Source organism: Halomonas sp. KO116 (assembly GCF_000734975.2).
GTDB classification, from domain to species: Bacteria; Pseudomonadota; Gammaproteobacteria; order Pseudomonadales; family Halomonadaceae; genus Vreelandella; species Vreelandella glaciei.
Genome location: NZ_CP011052.1, coordinates 2,965,625 through 2,984,074, shown reverse-complemented (window position 1 = coordinate 2,984,074; position 18,450 = coordinate 2,965,625). Strand labels below are relative to the sequence as shown.

Below are 18,450 nucleotides of genomic sequence, written 5' to 3'. Positions count from 1 at the left end.
CATTACTCCTGTAACGCTGATTCAAACTCCTGACCCAGGACCGCGTCCGGCGGCACTGTCGGTGATGGCCGTCAGTAGCGTATCGGCGCGCTGCGCGAGGCCATCGCGGGAAAGCCTGGCCCGGTCGCGGGCGGCATCACTGCCGAGCTGTCCGGCATTAGCATCCACGTTGAGCAGCACGCTGTGCAGTGCGGCATGAATCAATCGCGCCCCGGCGTGCGCATCACTAACAAACTGCTGCTCGATATGTTCCCCCGCCTGCTGCGTCAGTGCCAGCGCCGCCTCACACAGCTGCGCTGTTTTCAGCGGCACTTCGACGGCAGTTTGGGCCGCCGCATGAATAGCGTCATGACGTCCTTCATCCTCCTTATCGCGGCCGACGGCTGCCATAAACGCCTCAAAGGCAGCCACATCTTCCTGTGCCAGCGGCGCCAGTTGCTGCTTAAGCGACGCCCCTTCATCGATCAACGCTTGGCGCGGCGCCGTGGCATCAGGATGCTGGCTCAGATGCAGCCCCTTGAGCACGAGTGCCAAGCCCAGGTCGGCACTGACCACGACCACGGCTCCGCAGCCGGGCATCGGCTCGCGGGCGACGGTGTCACGAAAATCGCTCAGGCTTAGCTCCCAGAGTGGCGCTGCGTTATCCGACATGGCGTCCTTTCCTCTTGGATGGTGGTGGCGTGTGCTGCACGCCCGTTCCTACACAGCATAGTGAACGGCGCACTCACACGCATCAGCAATACATGGCGTCTCTCGCAACGTACGGCGAAGCGCCCGGAGAATCAGCCCACCGAGCACCAGCCCCACCAGCATGTTAATCAGCCCGGCTTATTGGCCAAAATCACCGCGCGACGTGGTGCGGGGTAGCCTTCAATGGTGCGCGTACGGTTGTTAGGATCAAGAAAATCCGCCAGTGATTGGTAGGCCATCCACGCTGTTGAACGCTGTTCTTCCAGGGTGGTGACCGCTTCATCGACCACGCGGACGTTGATAAAGCCGCAGCGTTCCAGCCAGTGGCAGAGCGCTTTGGAAGAGGGCAGGAAGTAGACATTGGGCATGGCGGCGTAACGCTCGCCGGGCACGAATACCGTCTGCTCGTCTCCCTCGACCACCAGGGTCTCCAGCACCAGCTCGCCGCCCGGCGCCAGCGCCGCTTTTAACTGTTGAAGATGCTCCAGGGGCGCAGGGCGATGATAGAGTACGCCCATGGAAAACACTGTATCGAAAAAACCGAGGTTCTCCGGTACATCCTCAATGCCCACCGGCAAAAACTGCGTTCTGCCGCCATCGGCATCGCCGACGAAGTGGCGTACCGCCTGAAACTGCCAGTAGAAGCGCGGTGAGGGGTCGATCACCAACACAAAAGCAGCCTCAGCCCCCGTCATCCGCCAGGCGTGGTAACCGCTGCCACCACCGACATCGAGCACCTTACGATATTTTAGCGGTGCCAAGTGCGGGGCCACTCTTTGCCATTTCCAGTCCGAGCGCCATTCGGTATCAATATGAATGCCGCCTAGTTGAAAAGGGCCTTTCCGCCAGGGGGCGAGCTTTCGAAGCAGGTTAAAGCACTGCCGCTGCTGGCTATCGCTAAGGTCGAGATCAACGGTAATAGTGTCGCTGTTTAAGTCCACTTTTCGCTCAGCGGGTAGCTTGGGCAGTTTAGCGACGGCTTTTTCCCAGGCGGACAGATCGCCGTGGCGATTGCGGTCAAGCCCATGGGCTAACTGCTCGGGAAGTCTGGCGAGCCAAACGGTGAGCGATGGGTTAAGAACGGCTTGATCCAGAAACGCTTGATAGAGGGCGCGTTGGTCGTCGGGTAGCGGCACCTCACCCCTCCTTAAAGGCAATGACGGAAGCGAAATTCAAGTATTGGAACCACGTCATCGAGCGGGGAAACCCCGCCTGTTTCAAACGAACGTGGAGTGCGTCCAAGGTGTCTGGCACTAGCACATTCTCAAGAGCGGTGCGCTTCTGGCTGATTTCCAGGTCGCTGTAGCCATTGGCGCGTTTGAAATCGTGGTAGCGCTCAACCCGCCAAGCGTTGTCGCGCTCATCCGCATCCACGGTTTTTTCAGAGAGAATCAGTACGCCTCCGGGCTCCAGCGCTGCATAGAGCCGCGACAATAGGGCGTCGCGGTCCGAGGCGGGTAGAAACTGCAGCGTAAAATTGAGAATGATCATGCCCGAAGGTGCATACTCCAGAGTACGGATATCGGCTTCTTCTACCTGCATAGCGTACGCTGGGCATTCGTCAGTAAAGGTCTGTCGTGCCTGGGTGACCATGGCCGGGGAGAGATCAACGCCCGTATAGCGAAAGGCATCCGATGCTAACGCCCCTGCAAGCGCAAGGCCTGAAGCGCCCAGCGAGCAGCCCAAATCATACACATGGGCGCCGTGGCGCAAATGGCGCTGGGCAATGAGACTCAGCATGCCCAGAATTTGTCCGTAACCAGGCACCGAGCGGCGAATCATATCAGGGAAGCACGCAACCACTTTTTCATCGAAAGAGAAGCGCGCTACCCGGTCAAGGGGTGTCGAAAAGATAGCGTCACGGTAAGATGCATCACTCATGGGCAAGCCGGAATCATGGGAAAGGCGTATTAGTTTACGCGCCCTGAATTAACGAGAACAGGCCTGGTTAGAATAGTCTTGGTTAGGATAGGCCTGGTTAGAATAGATTCCTGCTGCAAGGATCGACGCCACTGGAGATGCCATATGGCCTCAGCATCAAGCGCTACCCCCGATACATTACCCGCATGGCAGACGTTGAAGCATCACGCTGAAACGCTGCAGCACGTTCACTTGAAAACGCTGTTTGGCACCGAGCCTTCCCGTTGGGAAAGCTTTACTCGCCAGGTGGCAGGCTTAACGTTAGATCTCTCCAAGCAGCGCTGGGATGACGACACGCTCGAGCATCTGTTTACCCTGGCCAGCGAAGCGGGCGTACCCTCTGCCATTGAGGCGCTGCTAAGTGGCAAGCGGGTGAACGTCAGCGAAAATCGCCCGGCGTTGCACACGGCGTTGCGTTTACCCGCCGATGCGACGCTTGAGGTTGAGGGTGAAGATATCGTCGCCGCCGTGCACGAAAGTCTTGCCCAAATGGAGCGCCTGGTGAGCCGTTTGCACGCCGGGCAGTGGCGCGGGGCCACCGGCAAGCCAATTCGTCATGTGGTTAACCTAGGTGTCGGCGGCTCTGACCTTGGGCCGTTAATGGTTACCCATGCGTTAACCGATTTTCGACCCAAAGATATCCATCCAGTCGAAGTGCACTTTGCCTCAACCATGGATGGCTCGCAGTTAGCGGATTATTTGAGCCGGTTAAACCCTGAAACGACCATCTTTGTGCTGTCGTCTAAATCGTTTACGACTATCGATACGCTCTCCAACGCCAACACGGCTCGCGAATGGCTGGTGAGCCGTTTAACCCAACATGGCGCGACGCCGATTAGCGCTGAATTAGTGGTTCGTCAGCATTTCATTGGTGTTTCGGCTAGTCCTGACAAAATGACGGAGTGGGGCATCACTCCCGATCACCAGTTAACCTTCTGGGAGTGGGTGGGTGGTCGCTATTCGCTTTGGGGCACGATTGGTTTACCGATTGCGTTAGTGGTGGGGATGAAAAATTTCCGCGAATTCCTGGCGGGCGCCCACACCATGGATCGGCACTTTTCTGAAGCGCCCATGGAAGATAATTTGCCTGTCCTGCTTGGGTTGGCAGGTATCTGGAACGTCAATTTTCTGGATATCCGCGCGCACTCTATTCTGCCCTACGATGGGCGTTTGGAGTATTTTGCCGCTTACCTTGAACAACTGGAGATGGAGTCCAACGGCAAGTCAGTGACTCGCCAAGGTCAGCCCGTTAACTACTCTACCTGCCCGGTGCTTTGGGGGCAGCTGGGGCCCAATGCGCAGCATGCGTTTTATCAATTACTGCATCAGGGCACTCAATCGGTCGTGTGCGATTTTATAGCGCCGCTGAAGCGCTATGACGAAGTAGAAGATGCGGATACCCGTCACCACCTTAAAGCCCAGCACCGCTTGTCGCTGGCGAACTGCTTTGCCCAGTCCCGCGTTCTTATGCTTGGCGACGATGCCTTGGAAGATGACGGCCCGCGGCCCGAGCATAAGCGCTACCGTGGCAACCAGCCTTCAACCACGGTGCTGCTTGACCAATTGACGCCCGCTACCCTGGGTTCGCTTATCGCCCTTTATGAGCACAAAGTGTTTGTTCAGGCGGTGATTTGGGATATCAACCCGTTTGACCAGTGGGGCGTTGAGCTAGGTAAGCAGATCGCCACGGACACCCAAAAGATTATCGACCATCAGGGCGATCTATCGCGGATGGATGCCTCCAGCCGTGGATTGATAGAAGCATTTTGGGCCGCTGAGCAAGAGTGATAAAGAGTCGTCATTAGAGGGGGCCATACCCAGGCCCCTGATAATAAGCATGGCTAGATATACAGCTTTTTGCTTTTCCGCTATCCTGTGGCTCTTTGTAAACTGCTGAACTCTATTTTTAACGTCTGCTTTTAACCACTGACTTAACGCCCAGCGAGGCTGCCAGCACTATTTTTTCAGGAATCGACGTTACATGACCCAGTTTGATGCCTCTCAGTACGGCGCGAGTTCCATCGAAGTCCTGTCCGGGCTTGAGCCGGTACGTAAGCGTCCCGGTATGTATACCGACACCACACGCCCCAATCACTTAGCCCAGGAAGTCATCGATAACAGCGTCGATGAAGCGCTGGCGGGGCACGCCACCGAGATCCACGTCGTGCTGCATAGCGATGGCGGGATCGAAGTGCAGGACAACGGCCGGGGGATGCCGATCGACCTGCACCCAGAACACGGCGTCTCAGGCGTTGAACTGATATTTACCAAGCTACACTCGGGTGGCAAGTTCTCCTCCACGAGCTACCGCTTCTCGGGCGGCCTGCATGGGGTAGGTGTGTCGGTGGTTAACGCGCTGTCGCGTCGGTTAGATGTCGAAGTCACCCGCGATGGCGCACGCCATGCCATGGCCTTCGAATTCGGCGAGAAAGTCGAAGAGCTGCATGAGATTGGCAAAGCCCCCAAGCGAGCGAGCGGTACTCTGGTGCGCTTCTGGCCAGATGAGAGCTACTTCGATAGTCCCAAGCTCGCGCTAACCCGGCTCAAACACCTGCTACGTGCGAAAGCGGTACTCTGCCCCGGCTTGAAAGTCACGCTGGTAGAACCTGACGGTACCTCGACCGAATGGGAGTTCGCCGATGGTTTGCGCGACTATCTGGTCGAAGCTACCGACGGCTACGAAGTGCTGCCGGCGGAGCCGTTTGTCGGCCACTTCAATGACGACGAGCACGGCGTAGACTGGGCGATTCAGTGGCTACCCGAAGGCGGAGAAGCGCTGCTGGAGAGCTACGTTAACCTGATTCCCACGCCGCAGGGCGGCACTCACGTGAACGGCTTTCGTTCCGGATTGCTGGACGCGCTGCGCGAGTTCTGCGAATACCGCAACCTGTTGCCCCGGGGCATTAAACTCACCGCCGATGACCTCTGGGAGCGTACCTCCTTTGTGCTCTCGGTCAAAATGCTCGACCCACAGTTTGCCGGGCAAACCAAAGAGCGGCTCTCGTCTCGAACCATTGCCGGTTTTGTTTCCGGCGTTGTTAAGGACGCTTTCTCGCTGTGGCTGAACCACCACGTGGATCAGGCCGAAGCGATTGCCGAGCTGGTGATTAGCGCGGCGCAAAACCGCCAGAAAAAAGCCAAAAAAGTCGCCCGTAAAAAGGTGACTTCCGGCCCGGCACTGCCTGGTAAGCTGGCGGACTGCTCCGGCCAAGACCCTGCCCAGAGCGAGCTGTTTTTGGTCGAGGGGGACTCGGCAGGCGGCAGTGCCAAGCAGGCGCGTAACCGCGAGACCCAGGCGATATTGCCGCTGCGCGGTAAGATTCTAAATACCTGGGAAGTGGAAACCCACGATATCTACGGCTCCCAGGAGGTGCACGATATCGCCGTTGCCATTGGCGCCGATCCTGGCAGCGCCGATTTAGAAAAACTGCGTTACCACAAGATATGTATTCTCGCCGATGCCGACTCCGACGGTCTGCACATCGCTACGCTGCTGTGCGCGCTGTTTGTACGCCATTTTCCGAGCTTGGTCGACGCAGGGCATGTCTATGTCGCGATGCCACCGCTTTACCGCATCGATCTTGGTAAAGAAGTGCACTACGCCCTGGATGAGAGCGAAAAAGCCGCCATTCTCAAGCAATTGGCCAACAAGCGCGGCACGCCTAACGTTCAGCGCTTTAAAGGCCTGGGTGAAATGAGCCCGCTACAGCTGCGTGAAACCACCATGTCGACGGAAACCCGGCGCCTGGTGCAGCTCACCCTGACGGAGGGTGACGGCACCATGGAAATGATGGATATGCTGCTGGCCAAAAAACGCGCCGGTGACCGCAAAAAGTGGCTGGAAGATTACGGCAACCTCGCAGACATTGAGGTATAACCCCCGATGACCATGGATATTCAAGTAGCGGAGGGTGACGTCGAACGTCTCTCTCTGCGCGACTACACCGAAAAAGCGTACCTCGACTACTCGATGTACGTGATTCTCGACCGCGCCTTGCCCAATATCGGCGACGGCATGAAACCCGTGCAGCGGCGCATCATCTACGCCATGCGCGAGCTGGCGCTGCACGCCAACGCCAAGTATAAAAAGTCGGCGCGTACCGTCGGCGACGTACTGGGTAAATTTCACCCCCATGGCGACAGCGCCTGCTACGAAGCCATGGTGCTGATGGCGCAGCCGTTTAGCTACCGCTATCCGCTGGTGGATGGCCAAGGCAACTGGGGTAGCCCCGACGATCCCAAATCCTTCGCCGCCATGCGCTACACCGAGGCCAAGCTTTCCAAGTTTGCCGAAGTGCTGCTGGGTGAACTGGGCCAAGGCACCGTCGATTGGGCGCCCAACTTCGATGGCACCATGCAGGAACCGCTGGTACTACCTGCAAAGTTACCCCATGTGCTGCTCAATGGCGGTACCGGGATTGCCGTCGGCATGGCGACCGATATTCCGCCGCATAATGTGTCGGAAGTCGTCGAAGCAACATGCCATTTGCTGCGCAACCCCAAGGCGACTACCGCGGATTTAATGGAATTCGTGCCTGCACCGGATTTCCCTACCGATGCGGAAATTATTACCCCGCCTGCGGACCTGCGTAAGCTCTACGAATCTGGCCGCGGCTCGGTAAAGCTACGCGCGCGCTACATCCGTGAAGAAGCCAATATCGTTATTACCTCGGTGCCTTATCAGGTTAGTGGCGCCAAGGTGCTGGAGCAGATCGCCGCGCAAATGCAGGCCAAAAAGCTGCCCATGGTGGCCGACCTGCGCGATGAGTCGACTCATGAAGAGCCGACCCGGCTGGTGATTGAACCGCGCTCCAACCGCATTGACGTTGAGTCGCTGATGGCGCACCTGTTCGCCACCACCGATTTGGAAAAGAACGTGCGAGTGAACATGAACGTGATCGGCCTGGACGGTCGCCCACGGGTCATGCCGCTGACGGAAATGCTGGGCGAATGGCTACAGTTCCGCCGTAGCACGGTGCGCCGTCGTTTAGAGCACCGCCTAGGTAAAGTCGAGGATCGCCTGCATATCTTGGAAGGCCTTCTGATCGCCTACCTCGACCTGGATGAAGTGATCCGTATTATCCGTGAGGAAGATGATCCAAAAGCCTCGCTGATGGCGACTTTCAGCCTCTCCGAACGTCAAGCGGAAGCCATTTTAGAGCTGCGTCTGCGTCATCTTGCCAAACTCGAAGAGATGAAAATTCGCGGTGAGCAGGATGAGCTGGAAAAAGAGCGCAAATATTTAGAAGGGCTACTGGGCAGCGAAGCTAAGCTCACTACCCTGATCGAAAAAGAGATTCGCGCGGCGGGTAAAGAGCATGGTGACGAGCGCCGCTCACCGTTGGTCGAGCGCGAAGAGTCCAAGGCGCTGACAGAAGTCGAGCTGCTGGGCGCTGACCCGATTACCGTGGTGCTTTCCGATAAAGGCTGGATTCGTGCGGCCAAGGGGCACGATATCGACCCCGAGGGGCTCTCCTATAAAGCTGGGGATAGCTTCCAACTGGCGGCGAAAGGTAAAACCAATCAACCGCTGGTGCTGCTGGATGACACCGGTCGCGCCTATACGCTGTCTGCACATAACCTACCCAGTGCGCGTGGCCAGGGTGAGCCGGTTACCGGGCGTGCTAACGTGGCCGCCGGAGCAAAAATGGCGGGGCTAATGTTTGCGCCACCGGAGCGGCGCTTCGTGCTTGCCACTGATGGTGGCTATGGCTTTGTGGCGCGTCTCGACACACTTACCGGTAAAAACAAAGCCGGTAAAGCGGTACTTAGCCTGCCCAAAGGCTGCAATGTGATGGCGCCGATTGACGTGCCAGAGGGCGATGAGCTGTGGGTGGCTTCTGTTTCAAACGAAGGTCGGCTGTTGCTGTTCCCCTTGGATCAGTTGCCCGAGATGTCTAAAGGCAAGGGCAATAAAATGCTCGATATCCCAGGCCCACGAGCCGCCCGCCGGGAGGAGTTTGTTACCGGCATTGTGGTGCTAGCCGCCAGTGATGCGCTGTTGATCCATGCAGGCAAGCGCAAGCTGACGCTAAAAGCCGACGACTTGGCATACTATCGCGGTGAGCGCGGTCGTCGTGGTAGCAAGCTGCCCCGCGGCTTCCAGAAAGTAGATCGACTAGAGGCAGGGGAGTAAGTAATGGCACGCGGTGATTTGATCCTAACTGTACTGGCGTCGGATTTAACCGCCGACATTCAAGCTCAGGTAGATGCTCTCATTATGCAGTTTAATCTGAACGTGAAGAGTACCCAGCGGCTTGCCGATGTCTCATTTCAGCCAGGTGACGGCATCGACTGTATTGAGTACTGTTTGTCCGGCGACGCAGATAGCAAAGCAGTGCGCGACGCCGCGCTTTTGCTGAGTGAAACGCTGGGTATTGATATCGTTGCCCAACCAGATACTCGCGATCACGTTCAGCCCCGTTTGGTCTGTTTCGATATGGACTCCACGTTGATTAAAGCTGAGGTGATTGATGAGCTGGCTCGCCGCCATGGCGTGGGCGAAGAGGTCGCCGAAGTCACCGAGCGTGCCATGCGCGGGGAGCTGGATTTCAAGGCGAGCTTTCGCGAGCGGATGAGCAAACTGGTCGGTTTGGATGAGTCGGTGTTGGCGGAAATTGCGGAGGAACTACCGTTGATGGAGGGCGTTGAGCGTCTGATGGTCAATTTAAAGCGGTTAGGCTATCGCACCGCCATACTCTCCGGCGGCTTTACCTACTTTGCCCTCCACTTACAGAAGAAGCTTGGCTTTGACGAGATCCATGCCAATGAGCTGATCATCGAAAATGGCAAAGTGACCGGCGAAGTAAGCGAGCCAATCGTGGATGCTGAGCGCAAAGCCGAACTGCTCGAAGTCATCGCACTGCGGCAGGGCTTTACACTCGATCAGACGATAGCCGTGGGTGACGGTGCCAACGATCTTAAGATGCTTGCCAAAGCGGGGATGGGCATTGCGTTTCGGGCCAAGCCGTTGGTGCGTGCCCAAGCGTGTCAGGCGATCTCGACATCGGGTCTTGACGGTGTGCTCTACCTGCTCGGCTACCAGCAGCAGGATTTAACACCTTAGAGCAGTATCAGAGTGGGCAGTATAAGTGTAGGCAGTAAAAAAGCGGGTGGTGCTTTCCAGCACCACCCGCTTTTTATTTTATGCCGATTCAGCCATGGCCCTTATCGGGGTGCGGTACCGGTTTGTCGCCGACTTCCTCGGCCCTTAGCTCGACCGGATGCCCCTGGGTTTTGACCGTATGCTTCAAGCGCAGGTGTAAGCCAGATTTGGCCAGCAGGTGGGCGCTGACGGGGGCGGTGATAAACAGGAAAAGCGTAATCAGCAGTTCTTGGATATCCGGTTTGCCGTCCACGCTCCAGAAATACAGCATCGAAGCAATGAGCATACAGCCGATGCCCAAGGTGGTGGCCTTGGTCGGGCCATGCAGGCGCATATAGAAATCGCGCAGGTGCGCCATTCCCAGCGAACCAATAAAAACAAAGATCCCGCCAGCGATCAGCAGCAGTGAAATAAGCGCTTCAACGATTACTGACATAGATCCCCCTGGCTTTTGTTCATCGTTCGATAGCTCATGTTAATCATTCGATAATGTCTCCGCGCAAAATATATTTGCACACCGCCACGGTGCTGATAAAACCTAGCATTGCGATCAACAGCGCTGACTCGAAATAGGTTTTGCTGTTCAGCCACAGTCCCAGCAGTACGATAAGCGCAATGGAGTTAACGTACATGGTGTCTAACGCGAGCACGCGATCAGGCAAGCTGGGCCCAATAGTCAGACGGTAGAGGTTCATCAGCAGCGCCATCACGACCAGAGCTAAGGTGATATAGAGTGCAATGCTTAACATTCGTAGATCTCCTTGAGTGGGCGTTCATAGCGCTCGCGAATCTGGTTAATCAGCGCTTCCTCATTGTCCACGTTCAAGGCGTGAATCAACAGTGATTTACCATCCATGCGCAGATTGGCCGACACGGTGCCCGGTGTCAGGCTGATCGTGCTGGCGAGTAGCGTGATGGTGAACCGCTCCTCTAACATTAACGGGTATTCAATAAAGTGTGGTTTAAGCTTGCGCCAGGGATTGGCGATTAAATAAGCCACTTCAAAGTTGGCAGTGATGATGTCGCCCAGCACACGGAAGAAAAAACGCAGCAGGGCGATTGGCTTAGCAATGCGAGGCCGTGCATCCCAAAAACGATGGGTCAGTAGGGGAATCAAAATAGCTAACGAGCCGCCTAACACGAAATGACCAAACGCGTAGCTGCGTACTAACAACAGCCACACGACGAGTAGAAGTATTGATAGCACAGGCGTGGGTAGCCAGGAACGCGGGGCGATCATTGGGCATCTCCAGCAGCATTGGGTATTAGCGTGCGAATCAGCACCTGAGGGTTGGCTAATTGGTCAGCCGTCGCTTGAGTGTAGCTGCTCACGGGCCCTGCCAGTGCAACCAACAGCGGCGCTGCGCTAAGCAGCCAGATAACGCCAAACCACTGGCGACGGGGTAACGGTGTACCGCTAATGTTGCCACGATGGCTACGCCAAAACAGCGTAGAACCTGCACGGGAAAGTGCAATCAGCGAGGCTAGGCTGGTCAGCAGCAGTAACGGCCAAAGCCATAGGCGCTGCGTACCTTCGGCGGCATTAAGCATTAATGCCTTGCCGATAGCGCCTGAAAATGGCGGAACGCCAGCAACGGCGATGGCGCCAACAAAAAATAGCATGGCGAGCCCTGCGCCCTGTGCCATCGGGCGACCCTTCACCAGGCGCGTACCTGCTTTACCACGCTGCAGGCCGATCATTTCCGCTAGCAGGAATAAACCACCGGTAACCAGCGTGGTGTGGATCAGGTAATAGAGCAGGGCTGAGACAGCCTGAGGTGAGCGCATTCCGATACCCGCCAGCAGCGTGCCTACGGATACCAACACCAAATAAGCCACCAGCAAGCGCAAATCGCGTGCGGCCATTACGCCGACACCCGCGGCCGCCAAAGTAGCAAGCGATAGCCACCAAACCCAAGGTTGTTCCAGTGCTTCCAGCCCACCAGCGCTATCGCCAAACAGTAGGGAATAGACACGCAAAATAGCGTAGATACCTACCTTGGTCATGATGGCAAACAGCGCTGCTACCGGCGCAGGCGCGGATGCGTAGGCTTTGGGTAGCCAGAAGTAGAGTGGCAGGATGGCGGCTTTTAACCCAAACACCACCAGTAGCATTAATGCGCCAGCGGTGACTAGGCCTTCACGCTCTGCGGGCAGTTCAGCCACGCGGATCGCCATATCGGCCATATTGAGCGTGCCCGTGGCGCCATACAGAATCCCCACCGCTATCAGAAACAGCGACGAGCCTGCCAGGTTGAGAACCACGTAGTGGACGCTGGCTTGAATGCGCGCTTTGCCTCCACCGTGCAAAAGCAGAGCGTAAGAGGCCAATAGCAGTACTTCAAAAAAGACGAACAGGTTAAACAAATCACCGGTTAAAAAGGCGCCGTTGATGCCCAGTAGTTGCCACTGAAAAAGGCCATGGAAGTTACTGCCTTTTTCATCATCCCCCGCGCAGGCAAATACCACGGCGCCAACCGCCAAAACAGCAGTGACCAGCAGCATCAGTGCCGATAGGCGATCCAGTACTAGCACAATGCCGAACGGTGCTTGCCAATCGCCCAGGGCATAATAAGTGACCTGATCACTCGCGGCTTGGCGCAAAAGGCCGATTGCTACCAGCAGTAATAGCACGGTGGCGGCAACGCTGACTGCACGCTTATAGCGCACTAAGCCTTGCCGTTGGTAGAGCAGTAATATACCCGCCACTAGCGGTAAAACGACAGGAAAAACAATCAGGTGCTGCATCATTCTCGGTCTTCCTTTTTACCGTCGACATGGTCGTTACCCACTTCACTGCGCGCCCGCATGGCTAGAATCACCACGAATGCGGTCATCGCAAACCCGATGACAATGGCCGTGAGTACTAGCGCCTGGGGGAGTGGGTCGGCATAGTTCGTTCCTTCGGACACGATGGCGGGCCCATCAGTGGTGAGACCTCCCATTGAAAACAGAAACAAATTCACTGCATAAGAGAGCAGGGTTAGGCCTACTACCACGGGAAAGGTACGGCCTCGCAAGGTTAAGTAGAGACCACAGGCGGTTAAGACGCCGGTGGTCATTGCATAGAGCAGTTCCATTAACGAGGCTCCTTAGCAGAAGAGGTTGCAGCAGCGGCATCGGTGTCTTTTTCTGAGGCTTCAGTAACCGGGCGATGGGCGGTGGTGACCTTACCAAGGTTGGCAAGAATCATCAGTGTGGCGCCCACCACCGCTAAGTAGACACCCAGATCAAAGAGCAGCGCGGTGGCCAATTCAAAGGTGCCGATCAGCGGTAGGCTGAAGTAGTCAAAGGCAGAGGTGAGGAACGGATGACCAAACAGCCAGCTACCCAGCCCCGTGAGCGTAGCAACGGCGACCCCGATAACGGCTACCGGTTGGAAGGGGAAATCCAGACGCTCTTGCGCCCACTCCACGCCACGCGCCATATACAACAGAATGAGGGCGACTGCGGTAATCAGGCCGGCAATAAATCCACCGCCCGGCTGATTGTGGCCACGCAGGAAGATAAACGCAGAGACCAGGAGCGCCAGCGGCAGCAGTGTCATTGAAATCGACGTTAGCACCGCCGGGTAGCGGTCGGGTGACCATACCCGTCCCTCACCGTCACTGTGTGGCATAAACAGGCGTAATCGGTTGAGCAGCTTAAAGATCGCCAGACCCGCGATGGCCAATACGGTGATTTCCCCTAAGGTATCGAAACCACGGAAGTCGACCAGAATGACGTTGACGACGTTGTAGCCGCCACCACCGGGTTTGCTGTTTTCCACAAAGAAGCTGGAAATCGACAGCGTATCGCGCGTCATGACGGCGTAGTTAAGGCTGGCGATCACCAGGCCAAGCGAACCTGCTAGTAACATATCGCGAACGTTGCGTAGTGGGCTGGATTCGCGCGGCGTTTTTTGTGGTAAGAAAAATAGTGCCAGCATCAGCAGAATCATGGTCACAACTTCCACTGAAAGCTGTGTCAGCGCTAGATCGGGTGCCGAGAAACGGGCAAAGGTCAGTGCAACGAACAGCCCAACTACCGACAGCATTAACAAAGAGATCAACCGGTAGCGATGGGTGGCGGCGGTCGCCACACCACCAAACATCAGCATCACAGCACCTAGAATAAGGATGCCGTCCAGCGGCTGATTTCCTGCCGCGCCGGTCAAGTTGGTGATTTGAACAAGGCCAATACCCCCCATTATCAGCGCTGCTAGCCATAGCCAGCCCACATAGCGTTGAAGCGAATTGCCTTCCAGAGCCGCAATCAGTTGCTCAGCACGGTAGCCGATTGAGATAAGAATGCGTTCAAAAACGCGTCGGGCGTCAATGCCTACAAATTGTTGCGTAAATCGGCGCACATCACCATGGCGCCAATACAGCGCAATACCGACGACAAAGGCCAGCAAGCTCATGATTAGCGGTAGATTAACGCCGTGCCAGATAGCCAGATGAAAATCGAGCGGGCTTCCAATCACCGCTTCGCTGGCAAGTTCTAATAACCCTGTGGCCATAAAAGCTGGGAAAAGTCCGACCACCACACAAAGCACCACTAATATTTCTACCGGCAGGCGCATCAAATGCGGCGGTTCATGGGGCGTTTTGGGCGGTTCTTCACGGGCAGGTTTGAAAAAGACGGCGTGTACTAAACGCAGCGAATAAGCGACCGAGAGAATGCCGCCGAGGGCCGCTAGCGCGGGTAATAGCCAGCTCACCCCACCCAAAACGGGGGTTGCTAACGACTCGGTAAAGAACATCTCTTTGGATAAAAAGCCATTAAATAGCGGCACGCCCGCCATGGCGGCAGCCGCCAGCGTGGTCAAGAGCGCCGTGACAGGCATGGCTTTTTTCAGGCCACCCAGCTGCTTTAGCTCCCGGGTGCCGGTCTCATGATCGATAATGCCTGCACTCATAAACAGAGCGGCTTTGAAAGTAGCGTGATTGAGGATATGGAAAAGCGCAGCCAGGATCGCCATGGGACTGCCAATGCCTAACAGTACCGTGATTAAACCTAAATGACTGACCGTGGAGAACGCTAAAATGCCCTTCAGATCGGTTTTCATCAGAGCAAACCAAGCGCCGTACAGCATGGTGACGATGCCGACGAGTGAAACGACCACGCTCCACAGCTCACTGCCAGCGATGGCAGGGTGCAACCGCGCCATCAGGAAAATGCCCGCTTTCACCATCGTCGCCGAGTGGAGATATGCCGATACTGGCGTGGGCGCCGCCATCGCATGAGGTAACCAAAAATGGAAAGGAAACTGTGCGGATTTGGTAAAGGCCCCCAGCAGTACCAAACCGAGCATGAGGGGGTAGCGCGGGTCGGCAAGAATGACGTCTCCGCTGGCTAACACATCGCCCATATTGAAGCTGCCCGCCATATCGCCTAGCAGCAGCAAACCTGCCAGTAGCGCAAGGCCACCCGCGCCGGTGACCGTTAACGCCATACGGGCGCCTTTGCGCGCATCACTGCGGTAGGACCAGTAACCGATCAGTAAAAACGAGGAAAGGCTGGTTAACTCCCAGAATAGCCATAGCAGAATCAGGTTATCCGACATTGAAATACCGACCATTGACGCCATAAAAAGCATCAGGAAGGCGTAGAATCGGCCAAAGGGTTCATCTTTTGCTAAGTAGTAGTGGGCATACAGAATAATCAGTAAGCCAATGCCCAGTATCAACAGATTAAACAGCAGCGATAGCCCATCGAGGCGGAATGCTAAGTCCAGCGCTAGCTCAGGCATCCAGGTGGCCGAAAAACGTAGTTGCTCACCGTCTAGCAGGGCTGGCACGTTGAGTAGCGTCATTACTAAGGCGGTCGCTGGCAGCACTGCCGTCGCAAGTGAACAGAAACTGCGACCACGCTGTGCGGTAAGTGCTGGCACCAGTACGCCTAGCAGAGGCAATAAGGCTATCCAAAGCAGTGTCATGGGGGATCATCCAGCGGCTAAAGTTAAAAAATTCAAAAGAGTACCAACAGGGCGCTTTGAGGGCGTTCTGATGGCGTAGGATACATCAAGTGAAACAACAGGATATCACTTGTGTAGAAGGTGTGTAGTTTTAGTATGAAGTGTGCCGGTCAACCGTTGAGAGATTTTACGTTCCATGAGTGAACCCTTTAATACCTGGCAAGCCCGTTTTGAAAGGCTGCGTAGTAATAAGATTTTTGAAGCGGTCGTGATTGCCATTATCGTCATTTCTGCCCTGGTGATAGGGGCAAAAACCTATGAAGAAACCACTCAAGTGGAGCAGTGGCTGCTCTATCTTGATATGGCGGTCACCATATTTTTCCTGATTGAGATTTTAATCAGGATAGCCGCTGAACGCACGCTACTGAGTTTCTTCAAGAAAGGGTGGAACGTCTTTGACTTCCTCATCGTGACCGCCAGCCTGATTCCCATGGATGACTCTGAAATGGTGCTGCTGGCTAGGCTACTGCGTATTTTCCGGGTGCTGCGCTTGGTCTCGATGATTCCCGAGCTACAAATGCTGTTAAGCGCCTTGGTCAAGTCGGTGCCACGGATGGGGTATGTCGTCCTGTTGATGTTTATCATCTTCTACATATACGCCGCCATTGGGAGCTTCCTTTTCCACAATGTGGACGAGGGACTATGGGGCAATATTTCCCTGGCCATGTTGACGCTATTTCAAGTGGCGACCTTCGAGAGCTGGGCCACAGCGGTGCTTTATCCGACCATGGAGGTTTATCCTTACGCCTGGATCTATTTTTTAACCTTCATCTTTTTGAATGCCTTTATTTTTCTCAATATGATGATCGGTATTGTGCTGGATGTGATGCAGAAAGAGAGCGCGCAAATGGCGCTGGACAACGGCGAAGGTGAAGAAGCCGAGCTGCAGTCGCTGCGCAATGATGTTCGCGGGCTGAAAGCGCAGCTTGACCGTATGGAGTCAGCACTCTCTCAAGCATACTCGCCAGCCCCAACACACCAGAATGATGCGGGCGGTAAGCACAGCGACAAGCCCACCACTGACTGATTTTAGGAGAGCCGCCATGATGTTGTCTGACCCCGCCAAAAAGTACCGCCCCTTTGTAGCCGTTGATCTACCTGACCGCCAGTGGCCGAGCCAGCGCATTGAAGCAGCGCCTGTCTGGTGCAGTGTGGATCTGCGCGACGGTAATCAATCGCTGATTGATCCGATGGACCAGGAGCGTAAGCAGCGCTTGTTCGACATGCTGTTGAATGTTGGCTTTAAGCAGATTGAAGTCGGCTTTCCTTCGGCCTCGCAAACCGATTTTGATTTCGTACGCTCGCTGATCGAGCACGATAAGATCCCTGAGGATGTGACCATTCAAGTGCTGACCCAGGCGCGCCCGCACTTGATTGAACGCACCTTTGAGGCACTTCAGGGTGCTAAAAACGCTATCGTCCACGTCTATAACGCCACTGACCCAATGTTCCGCCGGGTAGTGTTTAACGTTGATAAAGCGGAGTGTGTGCAGATTGCTGTAGAGGCTACTCAACAGATTCGCGCGCAGATGGAAGCTGTGCCAGAAACTAACTGGACCTTTCAGTACTCGCCGGAGCTGTTCACCACCACCGAGATGGATTTTGCCGTTGAGATCGTCGAAGCGGTCATGGAAGCCTATGGCGCGAGCACTGATAAACCGATGATCGTAAACCTGCCCGCAACGGTAGAAGTCGCCACGCCCAATAACTATGCCGACCAAATTGAGTGGTTCTGTCGCAACGTCAAAAATCGGGATTATCTGATTGTTAGCGTTCACCCGCATAACGACCGCGGTACCGGCGTGGCGGCAGCAGAATTGACGCTAATGGCGGGAGCTGACCGCGTTGAGGGCACGCTGTTTGGTAATGGCGAGCGTACCGGTAACGTCGATATTGTTACATTGGCGATGAACATGTACACCCAGGGCGTTCACCCGCAGCTCGATTTCTCCAATATCACTCCGATCATGCGCGAGGTGGAGTACTGCAATCAGCTGCCAGTGCATCCTCGCCACCCCTACGTGGGCGATTTGGTATTCACCGCGTTCTCTGGCTCTCATCAGGATGCGATCAAAAAAGGCATGGCGGATCGCCGTGCGAATCCAGAGGCTGTGTGGGATGTGCCCTATCTTCCTATTGACCCGCTGGACGTGGGGCGCAGCTACGAAGCTGTTATCCGGGTTAATAGCCAATCGGGTAAAGGCGGCGTTTCTTACCTGCTCGAGCAGGAGCACGGCATTGAGTTGCCGCGTCGCCTTTCGATTGAGTTCAGCCAGGTGGTGCAGGAAGTCGCTGAGCGGACCGGGCGCGAGATCACGTCGCAGATGATCTACCAAGCATTCTCTGATGAGTATCTGGAGCAGCGAGCACCCTTTGGGTTGGTGAGTCACCGGCTCTCTTCTGAACCTGGCAGCCCCAAAGTGACGCTGGACGCCGTGATTGAGGAGAACGGCACACGGCAAACGTTAAAGGGCGAGGGCAACGGCCCGTTAGCCGCCTTTATTAAAGCATTGGCAGCGGCTGGGCACGATGTAGAGATTATCGACTACCACGAGCACTCCCGTGGCCAAGGCGCTGATGCTGAAGCGATTGCCTATGTAGAAGTGCGTATCGACGGTAAAGCGGTGTTCGGTGTAGGTAACGATGAAAGTATTACCAGCGCGTCGATGAAGGGGGTGCTGAGCGCCATCAACCGCCACCATTCGCCCCAGCCTGCGGCGGCCAACGTGACGGCGGAGACGTTGGGATAATCCTGCAGTTACCGACCGAGTGAGGT

At 55.8% G+C, this 18,450-nt stretch carries 15 protein-coding genes; 6 read left to right on the top strand and 9 right to left on the bottom strand.

Features of this window, described 5'->3' with window-relative positions; translation table 11 throughout:
• Positions 1-21 precede the first annotated feature (21 nt).
• The 3 genes from KO116_RS13780 to cmoA form a co-directional block, all read right to left on the bottom strand.
• Positions 22-651 (bottom strand): cyclodeaminase/cyclohydrolase family protein, encoded by a 630-nt coding sequence (locus tag KO116_RS13780; RefSeq protein WP_035566510.1) that lies wholly within the window; start codon positions 649-651, stop codon positions 22-24.
• A 167-nt stretch (positions 652-818) separates the two neighbouring features.
• Positions 819-1,826, bottom strand: a complete 1,008-nt coding sequence (gene cmoB, locus KO116_RS13775) for a tRNA 5-methoxyuridine(34)/uridine 5-oxyacetic acid(34) synthase CmoB (protein ID WP_035566507.1) — start codon at positions 1,824-1,826, stop codon at positions 819-821.
• A 1-nt stretch (position 1,827) separates the two neighbouring features.
• The gene (cmoA, locus tag KO116_RS13770; RefSeq protein WP_008958588.1) at positions 1,828-2,571 is read right to left on the bottom strand and encodes a carboxy-S-adenosyl-L-methionine synthase CmoA; all 744 of its coding nucleotides are present in this window, start codon (positions 2,569-2,571) and stop codon (positions 1,828-1,830) included.
• Positions 2,572-2,715: 144 nt separating this feature from the next.
• Here cmoA and pgi point away from each other — a divergent pair, with 144 nt between their 5' ends.
• The 4 genes from pgi to serB all read left to right on the top strand — a co-directional run bounded on the left by pgi (position 2,716) and on the right by serB (position 9,676).
• Entirely contained in the window at positions 2,716-4,398 is a 1,683-nt protein-coding gene (gene pgi / locus KO116_RS13765) for a glucose-6-phosphate isomerase (protein ID WP_035566503.1), read from the top strand.
• A 193-nt stretch (positions 4,399-4,591) separates the two neighbouring features.
• A complete protein-coding gene (gene parE, locus KO116_RS13760) occupies positions 4,592-6,487 on the top strand; it encodes a DNA topoisomerase IV subunit B (protein ID WP_035566500.1) in 1,896 nt (631 codons plus the stop codon).
• A 6-nt stretch (positions 6,488-6,493) separates the two neighbouring features.
• Positions 6,494-8,746 (top strand): DNA topoisomerase IV subunit A, encoded by a 2,253-nt coding sequence (gene parC, locus KO116_RS13755; RefSeq protein WP_035566497.1) that lies wholly within the window; start codon positions 6,494-6,496, stop codon positions 8,744-8,746.
• A gap of 3 nt (positions 8,747-8,749) precedes the next feature.
• Positions 8,750-9,676, top strand: coding sequence for a phosphoserine phosphatase SerB (gene serB, locus KO116_RS13750; RefSeq protein ID WP_035566494.1), 927 nt, complete (start codon positions 8,750-8,752; stop codon positions 9,674-9,676).
• Positions 9,677-9,764: 88 nt separating this feature from the next.
• Here the strand turns inward: serB and KO116_RS13745 are convergent, their stop codons facing one another.
• The 6 genes from KO116_RS13745 to KO116_RS13720 are packed head-to-tail and all read right to left on the bottom strand — an operon-like array spanning position 9,765 to position 15,635.
• Positions 9,765-10,151 (bottom strand): Na+/H+ antiporter subunit G, encoded by a 387-nt coding sequence (locus KO116_RS13745; protein ID WP_035566491.1) that lies wholly within the window; start codon positions 10,149-10,151, stop codon positions 9,765-9,767.
• A 43-nt stretch (positions 10,152-10,194) separates the two neighbouring features.
• Positions 10,195-10,464: a K+/H+ antiporter subunit F gene (locus tag KO116_RS13740; protein WP_008958594.1), complete on the bottom strand. Its 270-nt coding sequence runs from the start codon at positions 10,462-10,464 to the stop codon at positions 10,195-10,197.
• The gene (locus KO116_RS13735) at positions 10,458-10,955 is read right to left on the bottom strand and encodes a Na+/H+ antiporter subunit E (protein WP_035566489.1); all 498 of its coding nucleotides are present in this window, start codon (positions 10,953-10,955) and stop codon (positions 10,458-10,460) included. Before KO116_RS13735 ends, KO116_RS13740 begins: the two co-directional genes overlap by 7 nt.
• The gene (locus KO116_RS13730; RefSeq protein WP_035566488.1) at positions 10,952-12,466 is read right to left on the bottom strand and encodes a monovalent cation/H+ antiporter subunit D; all 1,515 of its coding nucleotides are present in this window, start codon (positions 12,464-12,466) and stop codon (positions 10,952-10,954) included. The genes KO116_RS13735 and KO116_RS13730 overlap by 4 nt, the downstream gene beginning before the upstream one ends.
• Complete coding sequence (locus KO116_RS13725; RefSeq protein WP_008958597.1) at positions 12,463-12,795, bottom strand: Na+/H+ antiporter subunit C; 333 nt, start codon at positions 12,793-12,795, stop codon at positions 12,463-12,465. Before KO116_RS13725 ends, KO116_RS13730 begins: the two co-directional genes overlap by 4 nt.
• The gene (locus KO116_RS13720) at positions 12,795-15,635 is read right to left on the bottom strand and encodes a monovalent cation/H+ antiporter subunit A (RefSeq protein WP_035566486.1); all 2,841 of its coding nucleotides are present in this window, start codon (positions 15,633-15,635) and stop codon (positions 12,795-12,797) included. The genes KO116_RS13725 and KO116_RS13720 overlap by 1 nt, the downstream gene beginning before the upstream one ends.
• A gap of 175 nt (positions 15,636-15,810) precedes the next feature.
• Here KO116_RS13720 and KO116_RS13715 point away from each other — a divergent pair, with 175 nt between their 5' ends.
• Positions 15,811-16,701: an ion transporter gene (locus tag KO116_RS13715; RefSeq protein WP_035566484.1), complete on the top strand. Its 891-nt coding sequence runs from the start codon at positions 15,811-15,813 to the stop codon at positions 16,699-16,701.
• A gap of 16 nt (positions 16,702-16,717) precedes the next feature.
• Positions 16,718-18,424, top strand: a complete 1,707-nt coding sequence (gene leuA / locus KO116_RS13710; RefSeq protein WP_035566482.1) for a 2-isopropylmalate synthase — start codon at positions 16,718-16,720, stop codon at positions 18,422-18,424.
• Positions 18,425-18,450: the final 26 nt, after the last annotated feature.